This is a genomic window from Bacillus sp. LBA3-1-1.1, from assembly GCF_040676495.1.
In the GTDB taxonomy this organism is placed as follows: domain Bacteria; phylum Bacillota; class Bacilli; order Bacillales; family Bacillaceae_G; genus Bacillus_A; species Bacillus_A nitratireducens.
The window spans coordinates 233,122-252,119 of the sequence record NZ_JBEGIB010000001.1 but is presented as its reverse complement, the minus strand read 5'-3'; the positions used below and the strand labels follow the sequence as shown (position 1 = coordinate 252,119).

The window sequence follows — 18,998 nt, the reverse complement described above, 5'->3', positions numbered from 1 at the left end:
GCATGGTTATGTACACATGTCAAGACAACTTATAATAAAAGAAAAAGCCAACTTTTGTGTCGGCTTTTTCATATGCAATGGCTCCTTTTTCTTTTGCCAATTGCTGAAATGATTTTTTCGATTTCACAATCCATACTTTCGTTCCAATTGGAATACGATCAAATAAATACTCCACATCGTTTTTCTTCATTCTTATACATCCTTGTGAAATATACTTTCCAATTGAACTAGGTTGGTTTGTTCCATGTATTCCATATTTACTCCCATCAGTTCCTCGTGCATTAAATCCAATCCACCTTGACCCAAGTGGATTTTTCGGTGATCCACCTGGAATATCCTTCGCAATATAATACGGATCCTTTGCTTTCATTACAATATCAAAAGTTCCCTCTGGGGTTAATTCATTCGTTTTTCCTGTCGCTACTGGAAAAACCTTTTGGATTTTCCCATCGTCAATATAAGCTAACTTATTCGTCGCTTTATTTACAATAATAAAAGGATCTCCGGTACGCGGATTATCACCAAGAGGCCAGATCGGTGATAAAGAAAGACATAATATGAAAGAGAGAAGATACGGCATATGTAATTCCTACCTTCTATATAAGTTCTTTTATATTATCCTTTCCCTTAAAGCGACTTTTAATGAGTAAATATTGCTCCATTTCATACACAAGTTGAACAAGTTTCGCACGTATCTCAAATTCTTCACGTGTAACTGGCAATGGCATGTCTCTAAATAATTCTCGCATTTCTTGAAGTTGTCTTAACGAAATGACCCCTGTACTTTCAGGACGAATAGAGTTCCCTATATTCTCAATTACATCTGCAATCATATCGGCTTGTTCATACGTCCAAGATAGTGACGCAGCTAATGGTATCATGCGCTCCAAAATTTCAAATTGTTGCATGCGCATATCAAAATAACGATAATAATAGTCATCTTCACGCATAAACTCATTCTCAAGTTTTTTAAATGATAAATCTTTTGCTTCTTTCAGCATCCTTTCTGTTTCAATTAATTCGGCTCCACTCCAATTACTATCTCGATTTCGTAAATAAACGACCATTTCAAACAAAATTGTTCTGAAATGCTCTTCTATTTTTTCTTGATACTCTTTCAGTTTATTCTCACTGCTTGGCATGTACATGTTTACTAATAAAGCGACGCTAATTCCAATCGTTAGTATAGCAATTTCATTACCAACTATAGACCATGTAATTTGCTTTAATGAATACAGATGCATAACAATAACCGAACTCGTGACAATGCCTTCTTGAATTTTGCACATAACTGCAGTCGGAATAAAGGTAAGTAGTAATACGCTAATCGCAAGTGGTGTATAACCAATCGTTTCAAAAATACAAAACGCAAATACCATTGATAATACACAAGCTAAAAAACGGTGCAACGATACTTGAACGGATTTTCGTTTCGTATTTTGCACGCATAATATAACTAAAATACCCGCTGAACTATAAAATTCTAACCCTAATAACTGAGCAATAAAAACTGCGGCGCCTGTCCCTATTGCTGTTTTTACTGTACGGTATCCAATTCTGAACATAGCATTGCTCCTATATGTATAAACGTATTTACAGTTAGTATAAAAAAAGGATGACACAATGTCATCCTTTTCTACTTATTATTCACGTAACCTTGACATATTACAATATTTTTTGTAAAAATTGTTGCGCACGCTCACTTTTCGGTGCTGCAAAAAATTCTGCTGGCGCACTATCTTCTACAAGCTTTCCATCATCTAAAAAGAGAACGCGGTCTGCTACTTCTTTTGCAAATCCCATTTCATGTGTAACGATTGCCATCGTCATTCCTGTCGTAACTAATGATTTCATAACTTCTAACACTTCTTTCACCATCTCTGGATCTAGCGCAGATGTTGGTTCATCAAATAACATCACTTCTGGTTCCATCGCTAACGCTCTCGCTATTGCTACACGTTGCTTTTGTCCCCCTGAAAGACGATTTGGATATGAATCTTTCTTATCAAGCAGTCCTACTTTATCCAAAAGTTCCTGAGCCTTTTTCTCAGCCACTTGCTTCGTTACTCCTTTTACATTAATAGGAGCATACGTAATATTTTCTAATACAGTCATATGAGGGAATAAGTGAAAATGTTGAAATACCATTCCGACATTTTCACGAACGTGCATAATATTTGTTTTCGGATTCGTTACTTCTTCCGTTCCAATCCAAATGTGACCATTTGTCGGTGCTTCTAGTACATTCATACAGCGTAAAAATGTTGACTTTCCAGATCCAGACGGTCCGATAATTGCAACAACTTCTCCTTTTTCAATCGTTGTCGTAATTCCTTTTAATACTTCATTTTTTCCAAATGACTTATGAAGGTTTTCAACTTTAATCACTTTTCTTCATTCTCCCTTCAATGGCTTTCCCGACTAATGTAAGAATAATTACTAATATATAATAAATAAGTCCAACAAACAGTAATGGTTCAAGATATTTAAACGTTTCACCGCCTACAATATAAGCACGGCGCATTAAATCTGTTGCTCCAATTACAGTTACTACAGCCGATTCTTTCGTAAGAGTCGCAAATTCATTTACAAGTGCTGGTAATATATTTTTTAAAGCTTGAGGAAAAATAATATTTCTCATCATTTTCCCGTAAGGAATCCCTAAAGCCATAGCTGCTTCTGTTTGTCCTTTATCAACCGCTTGAATGCCGGCACGAATTACTTCTGACATATATGCACCTGAATTTAAACTAAATGCAAGTACAGCTGCTAAAAAGGCTGGTATCTCATATCCAATCATTTGCGGAACACCGAAATAAATAATCATTAATTGCAATACTAGCGGTGTACCACGAAATATTGAAGTATATATATCTGCTGCAATATTTAATGCTCGGATTCTAGCAATTTTGCAAAGCGCTAATAACGTCCCTAAAATAAATCCTGCTAGAGCTGATGCAGCTACAATTTTTAATGTAACTTCTAAGCCCTTTAATATATATGGTATTGAAGGCGTAATTGCCGAAAAATCTAAATTCATCCTTTTCATTCCCCTCACAGAAAAGTGAAAGGCAGCTTATTTTCCGCTGCCAAACCATTTCTTCACTAATTTATCCATTTCTCCATTTTCTTGCATTTTCTTAATTACTTTATTAAATTCTTCTGTTTTATCACTATTTTTTGGAAGAGCAATCGCTGCACCTACTTCTTCTGGTGCTTCTTGAATTTCAATTCCTTGTAGTTCTTTCATTTTTTCTAAATAATTTTTTGCAACCGTGTCTTCTATAATTGCAGCGTCAAAACGACCAGCTTTAATTTCTTGTACGATTTCTGGTATACGGTCACGTCCCTCAGCTTTGAAATCGACTTGTTTCTGAAATTCTTTTGCCTTTTCTTCTTGAATTGACCCTGTTTGTACCCCTACTTTTTTCCCTTTTAAATCTTCTAACGATTTAATATTAGAGCCCTTTTTTGAAACAATCATATTTTTTGCAACAAAATATATATCTGTGAAATCAGCATTATTTTTACGATCTGCAGTTGGCGTCATTCCCGCCATAACGAAATCAACTTTTCCTGAATTAAGAGATGCTAATAATCCGCCAAAATCCATGTCTTTCACTTTCACTTCGTATCCAAGTTCTTTTCCGATATATTTGGCAATATCAACATCAAAACCGATAATTTCATCACTTTTTGAAGCTTCCACGTATTCATACGGTTTATAGTCTGCTGAAGTCCCCATAACGAGTACTTTTTTATTTTTGCTATCCGCCGACTTTTCTTCCCCATTACTACAAGCACTGAACATACTTACGATTAAAATAAGTGCAAATGATATTGATAATAACTTCTTCATATTTCTTCCCCCTAATAATGTATATTTAAAAGTTTAATAGAATATTTATTCGATGTTTGTATTGTATCAGCACTTTTATTTTTATGCAACATTTAAAATAAAAATAAACACAAAAACATTATTAAGTTCGTTTTAGCTGCATAAAAACATGCATAAAATAACAATCCTATGCATGTCTAATCATTATAAAAACTAAATAAAAAAGCGGTACGTCCACTTGTTCGTGAACGTACCGCTTTTTCTCTTCCTTATAGTTCTTCGCAATTGTCTTCGAAGTAAGATTGTAGTTTTGCAATTACTTGCATTGGTTCATGTCCTTCAATTTCATGACGTTCTACCATCGTTACAATTTTTCCATCTTTCAATAAAGCAAATGATGGAGATGAAGGTGGATACCCTTCAAAATATTCACGAGCTCTTGCTGTTGCTTCTTTATCTTGCCCCGCAAATACCGTTACAAGGTGGTTAGGACGTTTATCATAATGTACGGAATGTGCAGCAGCAGGGCGAGCAATGCCACCTGCACAACCACATACAGAGTTTACCATTACAAGTGTTGTTCCATTTCTTTTAAATGCTTCTTCTACTGCTTCCGGCGTCGTCAATTCTGTATATCCAGCAGAGACAATCTCTTCACGCGCTTGGCGGACAACATCATTCATAAAAAAGTTAAAATTAATCAATCTTTTCCCTCCTCTAAAACTACCTATTTGTATCTTACCAGTTAATGTTTATGAAATACAAGTAAGTTTACTTGTATTTAGGCATAGAAAAGGTGTTAGAGTCCTGCTCTAACACCTTTTTGTCACTTTTCCATAATCTTCATATATTCACCAATCATTTTTTTATGCGATCCTACAATATAGTCAGGTAGTTCTGTTACTGGGAAGAATTTAAGCTGAACCGCTTCTTCTTTATTCATAACAAAGTCCCCTTCATATTCATCGGTATAATAAGCTGTCGTTACAGATTGAAATTCATCACCGTTTGCTAATTTTGTAAAATAGTTCGCTCCAGAAAATACATTAATTAATCGTAAGTTCTTCACTTCTATCCCTGTCTCTTCATATACTTCGCGGTAAGCTGTTTCTTCTGGTGATTCACTAAGTTCCATGAGCCCGCCAGGCAGCCCCCATTTTCCGTACGGCTCTGTTCGTTGCTGTAATAATACATATCCATTTTCATTTATAACGAGTACAACAGCACCAACTAAAATTAAAGGGCGATGACCAACTATTTTTCGTAATTCTTCTACATATCCCATCGTATCGCCTCCTTTTTCGTTGTCCACACTATTGTATCATATGTATGAAACGACAAAATGCGTATATTTTTCATTTTTTTAACAAAATATTTATTTTATGTGCTTCATCTACTGTAGCTAACATAATAGATTCGACTTCTGTACTCTCCTCTAGAAATTTTCTCGCCCACTCTTCTGTTTTTCCTAATAAAGCAAGAACATCTTGCTGAATCCTCCCATCCTTTACTAATACAAAAGAAACTGGAGATTTTTTTCCCGCCACTTTAAGATCAAGCCGCGAAACTGCTTCATATTCTGGATACTGAAATAGAGAAACAACACCGCTCGCTTCCCATAATGCTAATTTAATCGTTTGAATATCGCTCACATTTCGCATGCGAAGTTCCGAAAATAAATATTCCACCGTAATTCTCGCTTTTTTCAAATTGCTAAAATCAATGGAACCATTGTGTATAAGAATAATAGGTGCTGGCTCTAAAAAGCGTCTCCATCTATCCCATTTCAACATTAAAACAGAGCTTACAATATGTAATACAACGAGTATGAACGTTGTAATCATTGAACCGAGTAATCCAACCTTTTCATCAGATAATGCGTTAGAAATATTCCCCCCTAATAATAGCACTAATACAACGTCTAAAAATCTTAGTTGCGCAATGGACCTTTGCCCCATCGCTTTCGCAACAAGAATTAAAAATATATAAGCTATAATCGCTCGGATAACCCATTCGCCATTAGAAAGATGCCGTGCTCCTTCAAAAATATGCATAACTTTGCACTCCTTAAACGTCGCAAACTACAATTCTGTCTTAGTTTGCAACGTTTAAGGGCATATATGTAAAAAAGCTGATTCGTTTTTTAACGAACCAGCTTTTTTTACTTAACTGAAAACATATATTTTTTATACGTTTTCCGTACCGATAATATAAGCCCCATCATAATCATATTCGAGAATAAGGAACTTCCCCCATACGATAAGAAAGGTAATGCGATACCTTTTACAGGCATTAATCCAACAATCATACCAATATTTTGGAATATTTGAACCGTTAGTATTCCTATTGATCCAGCACATAATAATGTACCAAATAAATTATCAGCAGAATAACCGATAATAATTGTTCGATATAGTAGTAATAGGAACAAGAACACGACTAACGCTGCTACTATAAATCCACCTTCTTCGGCAATTGTAGCGAAAATAAAGTCAGTATGTTTCTCCGGGATATAGACGTTCCCTTCGCCAAACCCTTTCCCTTCCATACCTCCACTACCTACAGCTAAAATCGATTGCTGCGTTTGATAACCTTGATCTGCATTTTCAAATGGATTTAACCAACCTACAATACGCGACTGTTGGTGAGGTTTTAGTAAAGTAACTAAATTATTAAAGAAGAAATCCTCATACCTTACGTAAATAAATATTAACGCGGATAATATGGTAACCGGAATAACTGTACATAACGCTATCAATTTCTTCTGAATACCTGACATAAATAAAATACATGCAATGGCAGCAGCATATAAGAACACCATACCTGTATCCGGTTGGCTATATACAACAGCCATAGGCGGAAGTGATACTAGCATAATTTTACCTACTAATTTTAAATCCGTTTGGAATGTCCTTGCCATATACTGTGCATTGTGCTTCACTGCTATACTTGCTACTACGAGAAGCAATGCAATCTTAAAAAATTCAGATGGTTGAATTTGTCCAGCTACTGGAAAAACAAACCACCTTTTTGCCCCTAATTTTTCAGGTGTGAAACCTGATGGTGGTAATATTTTCAAAAGAATAAGTGAAGCAAACCCAGCAATATAAAGCGGCCAAGACAATTTTTGCAACTGATCTAAGTCGATGCTAGCAACAAGAAGTAACAATACAACCCCAATTATGTAGTTAACTCCCTGCTTCATAGCAAAGTTTGCCTCTCCATACTGTCCAGTTTGCTGACTGCTATATATAGCAGCTATACTCGTAACACATAGTGCACACAGAATTAAAATTAATTTTACATCTAAACTTCTTAGAAACTCGGTACTTCTTTTCATGACATCCTCCTGAAACATTGTTACAGCAAAATAAAAAACCAGGAGTCAACATTCTTCATGTTTTGACGACTGATTACACATTATCTATAAAACACTTATATAGAATAACTCTCTTTTTCATACAATACAATATATTATACTACAGTTTCATCAGTAAGATTTGCCAAAAAAATTATTCTTTTCTTATTTTATATCTATATACCATATATCAGCAATGTATTTTCGTAAATTCCTAATACATAATCATTCATTGTAAGATTACTGGGAAAAGTTTTGTACATATAGTAGGATGCAGATGAAGAAATAAGATGATAAAAAGCTCGCATAAGCGAGCTTTTTATTAATATACAGATGTATTGTTTTCTGACGTATTTTCTAAAATTTCTTTTACACGTCCTAAGAACTTACCACAAATTAAGCCATCTAGTACACGGTGATCAAGTGATAAACATAAGTTAACCATGTCGCGAGCACCGAACATACCATTATCCATAATTACTGGGCGTTTTACAATTGATTCAACTTGTAAAATAGCCGCTTGTGGGTAATTAATAATACCCATAGATTGAACAGAACCGAATGATCCTGTGTTATTAATTGTAAATGTTCCGCCTTGCATTTCGTCCGCTTTTAACGATTTCGTACGTACTTTTCCTGCAAGCTCTGTAATTTCACGAGCGATACCTTTAATCGTCTTCTCGTCCGCGTGTTTAATTACTGGTACAAACAGTTCGTCCTCTGTTGCAACAGCGATAGAAAGGTTAATATCTTTCTTCTGAACGATCTTATCGCCAGCCCACATTGAATTGATTTGAGGATATTCTTTTAACGCTTGTGCTACTGCTTTTACGAAGAAAGCAAAGAACGTTAAGTTAAAACCTTCGCGCTTTTTGAAATCACCTTTAATTGAATTACGATATGACACAAGGTTTGTCACATCTACTTCAATCATCATCCAAGCATGTGGCGCTTCATGTTTACTACGTAACATATTCGCTGCAATTGCTTTACGCACACCTGTTACTGGAATTTCGATATCGCCAGGCATTGTTGGTACAGAAACTGGTTTCGCAGCTTCTACTTTTTGTGCTACTGGCGCTGCTTTTGGTGCTTCTGGACGCGCTTCTACTACTGCTGCTACCGCTTCCTCTTTTTTCGCACCAGCTTGCGGAATATTTCCAGATTCCACTAGTTTTAAAATATCTTTACGAGTGATACGGCCATTTGCTCCCGTACCTTCTACTAGATCTAAATCAACGTTATGCTCACCCGCAAGTTTTAACACAGCTGGTGAAAAACGTGGTTTTCCATCAGTTGGTTGTCTTGCTTTCGGTGCCTTTTCAGGCGTAGCTACTTCTACCTTTGGTTCTTCTTTTGTTTTTTCCTCAACAGCTGTTGCTGCTACTTCATCTGCGCCTTCTACTTGAATAACACAAACTACTTCACCTACAGCTAACGTATCACCTTCACCAGCGATTAACTCTTTCACAATACCAGTGAAAGAAGATGGTACTTCAGCATTTACTTTATCAGTCATTACTTCTGCAAGCGGATCATACTTATTTACGTGATCGCCAACATTAACGAGCCATTTACTAATTGTGCCCTCTGTAACGCTCTCCCCGAGCTGAGGCATTGTAATATTTTCTACAGCCATGTATAGTCCCCCCGATTAAAATTCCGCAAGTTCACGCATTGCTTTTTCAACTTTATCTGGATTTACCATAAAGAATTTTTCCATTGTTGGTGCATATGGCATTGCCGGAACGTCTGGGCCTGCAAGACGTGCAATTGGTGCATCTAAATCAAACAGACAATTTTCAGCAATAATTGCTGCCACTTCACTTATAATACTTCCTTCTTTATTGTCTTCTGTTACAAGAAGAACTTTACCTGTTTTAGAAGCTGCTTCAATGATTGCTTCTTTATCTAATGGATATACAGTACGTAAATCAAGAATGTGTGCAGAGATACCATCTTGTGCTAACTTTTCAGCTGCTTGAAGAGCAAAATGAACACATAATCCGTATGTGATAACAGTAATATCATCACCTTCACGTTTTACATCTGCTTTTCCAATTGGTAATACGTAATCATCTTCTGGCACTTCACCTTTAATTAAGCGGTATGCACGTTTATGCTCAAAGAATAATACTGGATCTTCATCACGAATTGCAGCTTTTAATAAGCCTTTCGCATCATATGGTGTAGAAGGGATAACAATTTTTAAACCTGGTTGGTTTGCAAACATCGCTTCTACAGATTGTGAATGATACAACGCACCGTGAACACCCCCACCAAATGGCGCACGAATTGTAACTGGACAAGTCCAATCATTATTAGAACGATAACGAATTTTTGCTGCCTCAGAAACAATTTGGTTTACTGCTGGCATGATGAAATCAGCAAACTGCATTTCAGCGATTGGACGCATACCATACATTGCTGCACCAATTGCTACACCAGCGATTGCAGATTCTGCAAGCGGTGCATCAAGCGCACGATCTTCACCAAATTGATCATATAATCCGTGTGTCGCTTTAAATACGCCACCTTTTTTACCAACATCTTCTCCTAAAACGAATACTTTCTCATCGCGTTCCATTTCTTCGCGCATTGCTAATGTAATAGCATCAATATAAGACATTACAGCCATGAAACGTTCCCCCCTATTCTGCGTATACGTGCTTCAATGCATCTTCAGGTGCTGCATACGGAGCATTTTCTGCATATTCTGTTGCTTCGTTTACGATATGCATAATTTCGTCTAACATTTGTTTTTCAGATTCCTCAGTTAACACGCCTGCTTCTTTTAAATAAGCTGCAAATGTTATAATTGAATCTTTTTTCTTTGCTTCTTCTACTTCTTCTTTATCACGATAAACACGATCATCATCGTCACTAGAATGTGCTGTTAAACGATATGATACTGTTTCAATTAAAGTTGGGCCTTCACCACGTCGGCCGCGGTCTGCTGCTTCTTTTACAGCTTTATATACTGCAAGCGGATCGTTTCCGTCTATTGTATACCCAGGCATACCGTAACCAATTGCACGATCTGATACGTTTTTACATGCTAATTGTTTTTCAACTGGAATAGAGATTGCGTATTTATTATTTTCACACATGAAAATAACAGGTAGTTTGTGTACACCAGCAAAGTTTGCCCCTTCATGGAAGTCACCTTGGTTTGAAGAACCTTCTCCAAATGTAACAAACGTTACTAAATCTTTCTTTTCCATTTTTCCAGCTAATGCAATACCAACTGCATGTGGTACTTGCGTTGTTACTGGAGATGATCCTGTCACAATACGATTTTTCTTTTGACCGAAGTGACCAGGCATTTGACGACCACCAGAGTTTGGATCCCCAGCTTTCGCGAAAGCAGACAACATAAGCTCTTTAGCTGTCATGCCAAACGCTAGTACAACACCCATATCACGGTAGTATGGTAATGCATAATCTTTCTCTCTATCAAGAGCGAATGCTGCTCCAACTTGTGCAGCCTCTTGTCCTTGACAAGAAATTACGAATGGAATTTTACCTGCACGGTTTAATAACCACATACGTTCGTCGATTTTACGTGCAAGTAACATCGTACGGAACATTTCTAATACTTGCTCATCACTTAAGCCAAGCTCTTCATGGCGCTTTTCTTTTACTTCTGCCATTTTTCATAACCTCCTAAATCCACATTTTTATGCGTGTAACGCTTTTCCATCTACAGCAAGTGCAGCTTCACCAATCGCCTCAGATAATGATGGATGCGGATGAATTGTATGTGCTACTTCCCAAGGTGTTGCATCAAGTACTCTTGCAAGACCAGCTTCAGAAATCATATCTGTTACATGTGGTCCAATCATATGAACACCAAGAATGTCATTTGTTTCTTCATCAACTACAAGTTTTACAAATCCATCTGATTCTCCGTATACAAGCGCCTTTCCGATTGCACGGAATGAGAACTTACCTACTTTTAACTTATAGCCTTTTTCTTTCGCTTCTTGTTCTGTTAAGCCTACAGAAGCAACTTCTGGACTGCTATATACGCATTTTGATACCATAGAATAATCAATTGGTGTAACTTCTTTACCAGCGATATGTTCTACTGCTACAATTCCTTCATGAGAAGCAACGTGAGCAAGTTGTAAGCCACCGATTACATCTCCAATTGCGTAAATATGAGATTCCTTCGTTTGATAAAACTCATTTGTTTGAATGTATCCTTTTTCCACAACAATATCTGTGTTCTCTAAGCCCATATTTTGCGTATTTGCTTGTCTTCCTACAGATACAAGCATTTTTTCTGCTTTAAATGCTTTGTTCTCACCGTTATGTTCAGCTTGAATTGTTACTCCATTATCTTTTACCAATGTTTCTGGTAATACTTTTGCACCAGTTACCACTTTAATACCTTTTTTCTTGAATAGACGTTGCATTTCTTTTGAAACGTCATTATCTTCTAGTGGTAATATGTTTTTCGCATATTCTAATACAGTAACTTCTACACCGAAGTCAGCAAGCATAGATGCCCACTCAATACCAATTACACCGCCACCAACAATAATGATCGAACTAGGAAGCGTTTCCATTTTTAAAGCATGATCTGAAGACATTACATACTCTCCGTCTAACTCTAATCCTGGTAATGAATTTGGACGAGAACCTGTAGCAACAAGTACATTTTTCGGAATTAACATTTCATTTTCTTCTCCACTTGCAAGTTCAACTGAAATTGTCCCTGGCATCGGAGAGAAAATAGATGGGCCAAGAATACGGCCAATACCTTCAAACACATCAATTTTACCTTGTTTCATTAAGTGTTGAACGCCTTTATGAAGCTGCGTTACAATCTTCTCTTTACGCTCTTGTACTTTAGCAAAGTTTAGTTCTACATTACTTGCAATAACCCCAAACTCTTCTCCTTTTTTAGCAGTTGCGTATACTTCCGCACTACGTAAAAGAGCTTTACTAGGAATACATCCTTTGTGTAAACAAGTACCACCAAGATTTTCTTTTTCAACAAGTGCAGTTTTTAAACCTAGTTGTGATGCACGAATAGCAGCAACATATCCACCAGTACCGCCGCCAACGATGACTAAATCATATTCTTTTGCCATTATCTCAACCCCTAGCTACCGTTTCTTTTTCACGTACAACATATTCTTTTGGAGCTTCTTCTTCACGTAATACACGAAGTGCCCCTTCTGCTAATGCTTGTAATTCATCTTCTCCTGGATGCACGATAACATCTGCAATCCAATCTACTCGTTCTTTTATTTCATCGACAAGAATTTTACTGTATGCAAGTCCACCAGTTAATACGATTGCATCGATTTTCCCGTGAAGTACAGCACTAGCTCCGCCAATTTCTTTTGCAACTTGATATGCCATTGCTTTATAAATAAGCGTTGCTTCAGGATCACCTTTTTCAACCATTTGTTCTACTTTAATTGCATCGTTTGTACCGATAAGACTTACAAGTCCACCTTGTCCGACAAGTTTTTTAACCATTTCGTCTCGGTAATACTCACCAGAGAAACACATTTCAACTAGTTGTCCTACTGGTACTGTACCAGCACGTTCTGGACTAAATGGTCCTTCTCCGTTTAAGCCATTGTTAACATCGATAACTTTTCCTTTTTTATGAGCACCAACTGTAATGCCTCCGCCCATATGTGTAACTAATAAATTTAAATCCTCATATTTGTGATTTAATTGTTCAGCCACTTTACGAGCAACTGCTTTTTGGTTTAATGCATGGAAAATACTTTTACGTTCCATACCAGCAATACCGCTAATACGAGCAATCGGATCCATTTCATCTACAACGACAGGGTCCACAATGAATGCCGGAATGTTTAATCCAGAAGCAATTTCATAAGCCAAAATGCCTCCAAGATTTGAAGCGTGATGACCGCTAAATCCTTTTTTTAAATCTTCTAACATTGAATCGTTTACTGTATACGTACCGCCTTCGATTGGACGAAGTAATCCACCACGTCCACAAACAGCGTTCAATTTTGAAATGTTAATACCGTGAGAATGTAGAACTTCTAAAATCGTTTCTTTACGAAACTCATATTGATCGATAATTCGTTTATATTTTCCAATTTGTTCTTCGTCATGACGAATAGTTTCTTCTAAAACAGGTCTTTCATTATCAAAAACACCAATTTTTGTGGATGTACTACCCGGATTAATAACAAGAATTCGATTTAAAGACACTGTTGCTACCTCCACTAATAAATTCAAAAGGAAGTGGAAACCTCATAAGAGGTAACCACACCTTTTGTAAAAGTTATATATGAATGATTAGCGACGGCTAATAATGTCGTGACCGTTGCGTAGGTATGTGCTACGAGAGTTTTTCAAGCTTGCAATGCGCTCTTCAGCTAGACGATCTGCTGCTACATAAGTTGCTATGCCATCGCGTTTTGAAATTTCGATTACTTTTGCAATTGTGTCATAGATAGACTCAACACGTTTTAGTGCACGTTCTCTATTGTATCCATATAATTCGTCTGCTACGTTAATTACGCCACCTGCATTAATAACATAGTCTGGTGCGTATACAATACCCATTTCATGAATGAGGTCGCCGTGACGATTTTCTTTTAATTGGTTATTTGCAGAACCTGCGATTACTTTTGCTTTAAGTTGTGGAATAGTTTCATCGTTAACTGTTGCGCCTAATGCACATGGTGCATAAATATCACATTCAACACCGTAAATTTCATTTGGCTCAACTGCTGATGCACCGAATTCTTCTACTGCACGTTGTACAGCTTCTTTATTAATATCTGTTACGATTAATTTTGCTCCTTCAGCGTGTAAATGTTTGCATAGGTGATATGCTACGTTACCAACACCTTGAACGGCAATTACTTTTCCTTCTAGGTTATCTGTACCGAACGCTTCTTTTGCAGCTGCCTTCATACCACGATAAACACCGTATGCAGTTACTGGAGATGGGTTACCAGAAGAACCGAATGAAGGTGAAATACCTGTTACAAAGTCAGTTTCTTCATGGATAATATCCATATCATCTACTGTTGTACCAACATCTTCAGCTGTAATGTAACGTCCGTTTAGTCCTTGAATGTAGCGTCCTAATGCACGGAACATCGCTTCGCTTTTATCTTTACGTGGATCACCGATAATTACTGTTTTTGCACCACCTAAGTTTAAACCAGCTGCTGCATTTTTGTATGTCATCCCTTTTGCAAGACGCAATGCATCTTCAATCGCCGCTTCTTCAGAATCATATGTCCACATTCTTGTTCCACCAAGAGCTGGTCCAAGTGTTGTATCATGGATTGCAATGATTGCTTTTAAACCAGATTCTTTATCTTGACAAAATACCACTTGCTCATAATCATATTTTTCTAAGTATTCGAAGATTTCTAATGTCATTGTCGTTTCCCCCTAATTGTTTTACCCTATTTGGTTTATTTTGAAGCAGTCGCAACTGCCAATGCTAATGAATATACTTTTGTTTCTGCTGAATCAGCACGTGATGTTAAAACAATCGGTGCTTTAGCGCCAGCAATCATAGCTCCTACTTTTGCATCTGCAAAGTATACGAGTGATTTATATAGCACATTTCCAGCTTCAATCGTTGGGACGAGTAAAATGTCTGCCTTACCTGCAACATCACTTACTATGCCTTTATGTTCTGCTGCAATTTGTGATACTGCATTATCTAAAGCAAGTGGTCCATCAACGACACAATTTTTAATTTGTCCGCGGCGATTCATTTGAGTTAACATCGCTGCATCAATTGTCGCTTGCATCGCAGGATTAACAACCTCTACCGCTGCAATTGGCGCTACCTTCGGCAAATCTATTCCTATTGCCCGGGCAACTTCTACAGTATTTTGTATAATGGCAGCTTTTTGTGTTACATCAGGCGCGATGTTCATCGCTGCATCTGTAACGAAAATAAGACGATCGTAATTTGGAACTTCAAATGCTGCTACATGTGAAAGTACGCTACCTTTACGTAACCCCCACTCTTTATTTAACACAGCCTTTAAAATATTTGCTGTCGGGATGTTGCCCTTCATAAGCACGTCTGCTTCACCGTTTCTCACAGATTTAACAGAAAGCTCTGCAGCCTCAGCATTTGACGCTGCTGCGATCACTTCAATGTGTTCTGAAGTTTGTAATCCATGCTCTTGTAGCATCCCCATTATTTTTTCTTGATTTCCATATAGACGAAATTGAGCTAGCTGTAATTTAATCGCTTTCGCTACAGCTTCAATTACTTCATGATCTTCAGCTACTGCTACAGCTACAGTTTTTTTAGGCTGTCCTGCTGCTTGATCAATTAAGTGTTCTAACTTCATATTTTGTAATCAACCCTTTCCGTCGTCCCTCGTTTATTTATAAAGCAAATACCGTGCCAACTTTTCAAAGTGGTCTTACCAATAATGAAAACGCATTCAAAATGCAGTAAAATCAATACTTTGGAAAACAACGCAATATTCTGTCTTGTTTTGTCGCTTTTTGTATACCATGCAATAAATTGCACGGTACGCAATTTATTGCATGCTATTTTTTGCACAGTCGTACTTTTCTAGCTTGTAATATAAGTTTCGAACTGAAATTCCTAACGCTTTTGCAGTCTTCGTTTTGTTCCCATCAAATTTATCTAAATATTCACGGATAATATTCCCCTCAAATTCTGTCACTAGGTGTTCAAGTGCCTTCTCTTCTAATTCAGGTAATAAATTATTTTGTTTCGTCTCTACTTGTTCTTCTTTATGTAAAGGCGGTAAATGATGTACGTCAATATATATCTCGTTATAATTCATAAAGATAATGGCTCGTCCTAAAATATTTTCAAGTTCCCTAACATTTCCTGGCCATTCATATGATTGTAAATACGAAATGGCTGAATTAGTGAGTCCTTCTACATTACGACCATAATCTTGATTAATTTTTTGAATTAACCTTTCTGCAATCGCTGGTATGTCTCCTTTACGCTGACGAAGGGAAGGAATTTGAATCGGGATTTTATTTAAACGATAATATAAGTCCTCTCTGAACTTTCCTTCTAAAATAGCTTTTTCTAAATTCACATGCGTCGCAGCGATCACTCGAACATTAATAGGTATCGCTTTCGTTCCCCCTACTTTCACAATTTCTTTTTCTTGTAGTACACGAAGAAGCTTCGCTTGCGTATTTGCAGACAACTCTCCGATTTCATCTAAAAAAATACTTCCATTATTCGCTTCTTCAAAGAACCCTCGTTTCCCGCCTCTTTTCGCTCCAGAAAACGCACCTTCCTCATAACCGAATAATTCACTTTCTAATAACGTCTCGGAAATAGCAGCACAGTTTACTCGGACGAACTTATTGTATTTTCGATTACTACCATTATGAATTGCGTGTGCAAACAACTCTTTCCCTGTACCTGATTCCCCTCTAAGTAATACCGTTGCTGGTGTATTCGCTCCAAGTTTTGCTTGTTCAATAGCTGCCGTCGTTTCATCTGAATCGCCAACAATATCATCAAATGAATATTTCGCTTCTAACGTTCGAATAATTTGTCTTGCCCTATTCAATTCATTTGTTAACTTTTGAATTTCTGATACGTCGCGAATTACCCCGACGCTTCCTTTCAATATTCCATCAACAATAACCGGCGCTACGTTTACAATTACATCTCGCTTTTTTTGCCCAATCTTCATATGTATCCCTCGTACTGCTCGGCGCGTCCGAAGTACTTTCATATGCATACTTTCACCTTCTACAATATCAGTTGTAGCTGGCTGCCCAAGAATATCTTCTTCCGTCAAACCCGTTAACTTCGTATAAGCAGGGTTTATAACTAGTCCTCTTCCTTTCTCATCAACAACCGAAATCGCTTCCTCAGATGAGTTAATAATCGCCTCAAGTAGCGTTTGAATTTCTTTTAAGTCTGTAACTTCTTCCGCTAAATCTACAACTTCTGTAATATCTTTAAAAATCGCAAATGCCCCTTGAACCTCTCCGCCTTCTTTTAATATCGGAATACGCGTTGTAATAATCTTTTTCTCATTCTCTAACGTCAGTTCATGATTCACTTCTATTTTTTTCGTGCGTATAATACGAAGCAACTTACTCGTTGGAATAACTTCTAAAATATATTTTCCTATCGCCTCTTCTTTCTTATATCCGATAATACGCTCTGCACTTTTATTAAACAGACGAACTTGTCCCTCTTGGTCTATAACAATCATACCGTCATGCGTTGAATTTAAAATTAAATTCCCTTGTTGCGTTTGTTCCTCTAGCTGTCCGATCAAACCTTCCTTCTCATGCGCTAATCTCGTAACAATTTTCGCAATATCCCCTGGTATAAGAAGAGTATCTTTATGCTTACTTCCCAATAACACTTTATGTAAATCATAATCACCTGTCATATCAAACATTACATCAATATGCATAGAAAGAAACGGAGTTACACTATCACCAATCGGAACCCCATATTCCTTTGCGATTTGTAATCCTTTCGCAATTGGATTAATATCAATAACCCCTATAATTTGAAATATATTCGAATTTTGCAACAGACTCAGCAGTGTACTCCCACCTTCACCCGCTCCAACAATTAACACTTTTTGTTTCATACATTACACTTCCTCTCGAAGTATCTCTGCAAAATTTTTCACATTCTTATCTTACTCGTTCAGCAACCTCTTGACAAACCCCCATTCCATATAACATCATTAAAATAAACAAAATAATCTGAAAAGGAGCGTTATGTATGCAGCGTTACCTCGCTCTATTATTAGCACTCATCCCCATTTCATTAGCCGTGCTTGGTATTAAACTAATGAGAGATACTGTATTTGGGATTTTGTTCTCCCCAATCCCTATATTATGGTTACAATTTTTAATCGGCGCTCTTTGCTTCGCACTCGGGTTTTATATCTTCGGCGGCTTCGTCTTACACAGAGATCGTAAGAGAAATAAAGTACAAGCACGCTTCAGAAGATAAAACAAAGTTTTCACATATCATAAATAAAAAATGAGACCATTATATTAGGTCTCATTTTTTTATCGGTAATAAAGTTCTTGCTGTTTCAGGATAATCAGTAATAATCGCTGATATATTCATATCAAAATATTTACGCATAAGCGTTTCTTCATTTATCGTGTAAGGACGAACCTCCACACCACTTTCCATCGTTAATTCAGCGATAGCATCTTGAAGATAACGATAATTCGGATGTACTGCAGTAGCACCCATCTTTTTTGCATATGCCCACGGGCTATGCAAACCTTCACGATATAAAATAGCTGTTTGAATATCAGGAGCCATCATATGACATCGCTTCATACTGTAGTGATTAAAAGAAGAAAATACAATCCGATCCTCTAGACTAAACTTACGTACAAGTGTTATAACCTCTTCTTCTAAACCTCTGTATGGGATTTTATTATTTTTCAGTTCAATATTGAGTAGCAATGTCGTTTTTGCGAGCCATTCTAACACCTCTTCTAGAAGAGGTATTTTGCAAAAACCTACTTTGTCACCGAATTTATAACTCGCATCCAACTTACATAAATCTTCATATAAATAATTTCGAACCGCACCTTTTCCATTTGTTGTCCGATCCACCGTTTCATCATGAATGACGACAACTTTTCCGTCTTTCGTGAATTGAACATCGAGTTCAATTCCATCTGCTCCGAAAGCCTCCGCCGCTTCAAATGAAATCATTGTATTTTCCGGATATGTTCCCGCTGCACCACGATGTGCAAATATAAGAGTCATCCTCACTCCCCCAATCTTATGCTATACTATACGAAAAAGGAGGTACTTCT

Annotated in this window: 19 protein-coding genes; 1 reads left to right on the top strand and 18 read right to left on the bottom strand. The window is 37.1% G+C overall.

Going from position 1 to position 18,998, the window contains the following annotated elements:
• Positions 1-19 precede the first annotated feature (19 nt).
• The 17 genes from MRBLBA3_RS01400 to MRBLBA3_RS01320 form a co-directional block, all read right to left on the bottom strand.
• Positions 20-580, bottom strand: coding sequence for a L,D-transpeptidase (locus MRBLBA3_RS01400; RefSeq protein WP_001146552.1), 561 nt, complete (start codon positions 578-580; stop codon positions 20-22).
• A gap of 16 nt (positions 581-596) precedes the next feature.
• Positions 597-1,565: an aromatic acid exporter family protein gene (locus tag MRBLBA3_RS01395; RefSeq protein ID WP_000488397.1), complete on the bottom strand. Its 969-nt coding sequence runs from the start codon at positions 1,563-1,565 to the stop codon at positions 597-599.
• Between the two features lie 100 nt (positions 1,566-1,665).
• A complete protein-coding gene (locus MRBLBA3_RS01390; protein ID WP_000598460.1) occupies positions 1,666-2,388 on the bottom strand; it encodes an amino acid ABC transporter ATP-binding protein in 723 nt (240 codons plus the stop codon).
• Complete coding sequence (locus tag MRBLBA3_RS01385; RefSeq protein WP_001046912.1) at positions 2,381-3,040, bottom strand: amino acid ABC transporter permease; 660 nt, start codon at positions 3,038-3,040, stop codon at positions 2,381-2,383. The genes MRBLBA3_RS01390 and MRBLBA3_RS01385 overlap by 8 nt, the downstream gene beginning before the upstream one ends.
• 36 nt (positions 3,041-3,076) lie before the next feature.
• Positions 3,077-3,859, bottom strand: a complete 783-nt coding sequence (locus MRBLBA3_RS01380; RefSeq protein WP_000735477.1) for a transporter substrate-binding domain-containing protein — start codon at positions 3,857-3,859, stop codon at positions 3,077-3,079.
• A gap of 248 nt (positions 3,860-4,107) precedes the next feature.
• Entirely contained in the window at positions 4,108-4,521 is a 414-nt protein-coding gene (locus MRBLBA3_RS01375) for a BrxA/BrxB family bacilliredoxin (RefSeq protein ID WP_002015097.1), read from the bottom strand.
• Between the two features lie 143 nt (positions 4,522-4,664).
• Complete coding sequence (locus MRBLBA3_RS01370) at positions 4,665-5,123, bottom strand: NUDIX hydrolase (RefSeq protein WP_000542547.1); 459 nt, start codon at positions 5,121-5,123, stop codon at positions 4,665-4,667.
• A gap of 70 nt (positions 5,124-5,193) precedes the next feature.
• Positions 5,194-5,892, bottom strand: coding sequence for a DUF421 domain-containing protein (locus tag MRBLBA3_RS01365; protein WP_000546914.1), 699 nt, complete (start codon positions 5,890-5,892; stop codon positions 5,194-5,196).
• 107 nt (positions 5,893-5,999) lie between these two features.
• The gene (locus MRBLBA3_RS01360) at positions 6,000-7,178 is read right to left on the bottom strand and encodes an FtsW/RodA/SpoVE family cell cycle protein (RefSeq protein WP_000831206.1); all 1,179 of its coding nucleotides are present in this window, start codon (positions 7,176-7,178) and stop codon (positions 6,000-6,002) included.
• Between the two features lie 340 nt (positions 7,179-7,518).
• Positions 7,519-8,835 carry a dihydrolipoamide acetyltransferase family protein gene (locus tag MRBLBA3_RS01355; RefSeq protein WP_363379579.1) on the bottom strand — a complete coding sequence of 439 codons (1,317 nt, stop codon included), beginning with the start codon at positions 8,833-8,835 and terminating at the stop codon, positions 7,519-7,521.
• A 15-nt stretch (positions 8,836-8,850) separates the two neighbouring features.
• Entirely contained in the window at positions 8,851-9,834 is a 984-nt protein-coding gene (gene bfmBAB, locus MRBLBA3_RS01350; RefSeq protein ID WP_000290070.1) for a 3-methyl-2-oxobutanoate dehydrogenase subunit beta, read from the bottom strand.
• A gap of 13 nt (positions 9,835-9,847) precedes the next feature.
• Positions 9,848-10,849 (bottom strand): 3-methyl-2-oxobutanoate dehydrogenase subunit alpha, encoded by a 1,002-nt coding sequence (gene bfmBAA, locus MRBLBA3_RS01345; protein WP_000852551.1) that lies wholly within the window; start codon positions 10,847-10,849, stop codon positions 9,848-9,850.
• A gap of 27 nt (positions 10,850-10,876) precedes the next feature.
• Positions 10,877-12,298: a dihydrolipoyl dehydrogenase gene (gene lpdA / locus MRBLBA3_RS01340; protein WP_001051283.1), complete on the bottom strand. Its 1,422-nt coding sequence runs from the start codon at positions 12,296-12,298 to the stop codon at positions 10,877-10,879.
• A 4-nt stretch (positions 12,299-12,302) separates the two neighbouring features.
• Positions 12,303-13,406 carry a butyrate kinase gene (buk, locus tag MRBLBA3_RS01335; RefSeq protein WP_000056192.1) on the bottom strand — a complete coding sequence of 368 codons (1,104 nt, stop codon included), beginning with the start codon at positions 13,404-13,406 and terminating at the stop codon, positions 12,303-12,305.
• A gap of 87 nt (positions 13,407-13,493) precedes the next feature.
• Complete coding sequence (locus MRBLBA3_RS01330; protein WP_000171358.1) at positions 13,494-14,594, bottom strand: leucine dehydrogenase; 1,101 nt, start codon at positions 14,592-14,594, stop codon at positions 13,494-13,496.
• A 35-nt stretch (positions 14,595-14,629) separates the two neighbouring features.
• The gene (gene yqiS / locus MRBLBA3_RS01325) at positions 14,630-15,529 is read right to left on the bottom strand and encodes a phosphate butyryltransferase (protein ID WP_044737766.1); all 900 of its coding nucleotides are present in this window, start codon (positions 15,527-15,529) and stop codon (positions 14,630-14,632) included.
• A gap of 195 nt (positions 15,530-15,724) precedes the next feature.
• Complete coding sequence (locus tag MRBLBA3_RS01320; protein ID WP_328021278.1) at positions 15,725-17,797, bottom strand: sigma 54-interacting transcriptional regulator; 2,073 nt, start codon at positions 17,795-17,797, stop codon at positions 15,725-15,727.
• 137 nt (positions 17,798-17,934) lie between these two features.
• On the opposite strand from MRBLBA3_RS01320, the gene MRBLBA3_RS01315 reads away from it, so the two are divergent.
• Positions 17,935-18,168, top strand: a complete 234-nt coding sequence (locus tag MRBLBA3_RS01315) for a DUF2627 domain-containing protein (RefSeq protein ID WP_001190193.1) — start codon at positions 17,935-17,937, stop codon at positions 18,166-18,168.
• 51 nt (positions 18,169-18,219) lie between these two features.
• Here the strand turns inward: MRBLBA3_RS01315 and MRBLBA3_RS01310 are convergent, their stop codons facing one another.
• On the bottom strand, positions 18,220-18,948 hold the full coding sequence (locus tag MRBLBA3_RS01310) for a glycerophosphodiester phosphodiesterase (RefSeq protein WP_000172552.1): 729 nt from the start codon (positions 18,946-18,948) through the stop codon (positions 18,220-18,222).
• Positions 18,949-18,998: the final 50 nt, after the last annotated feature.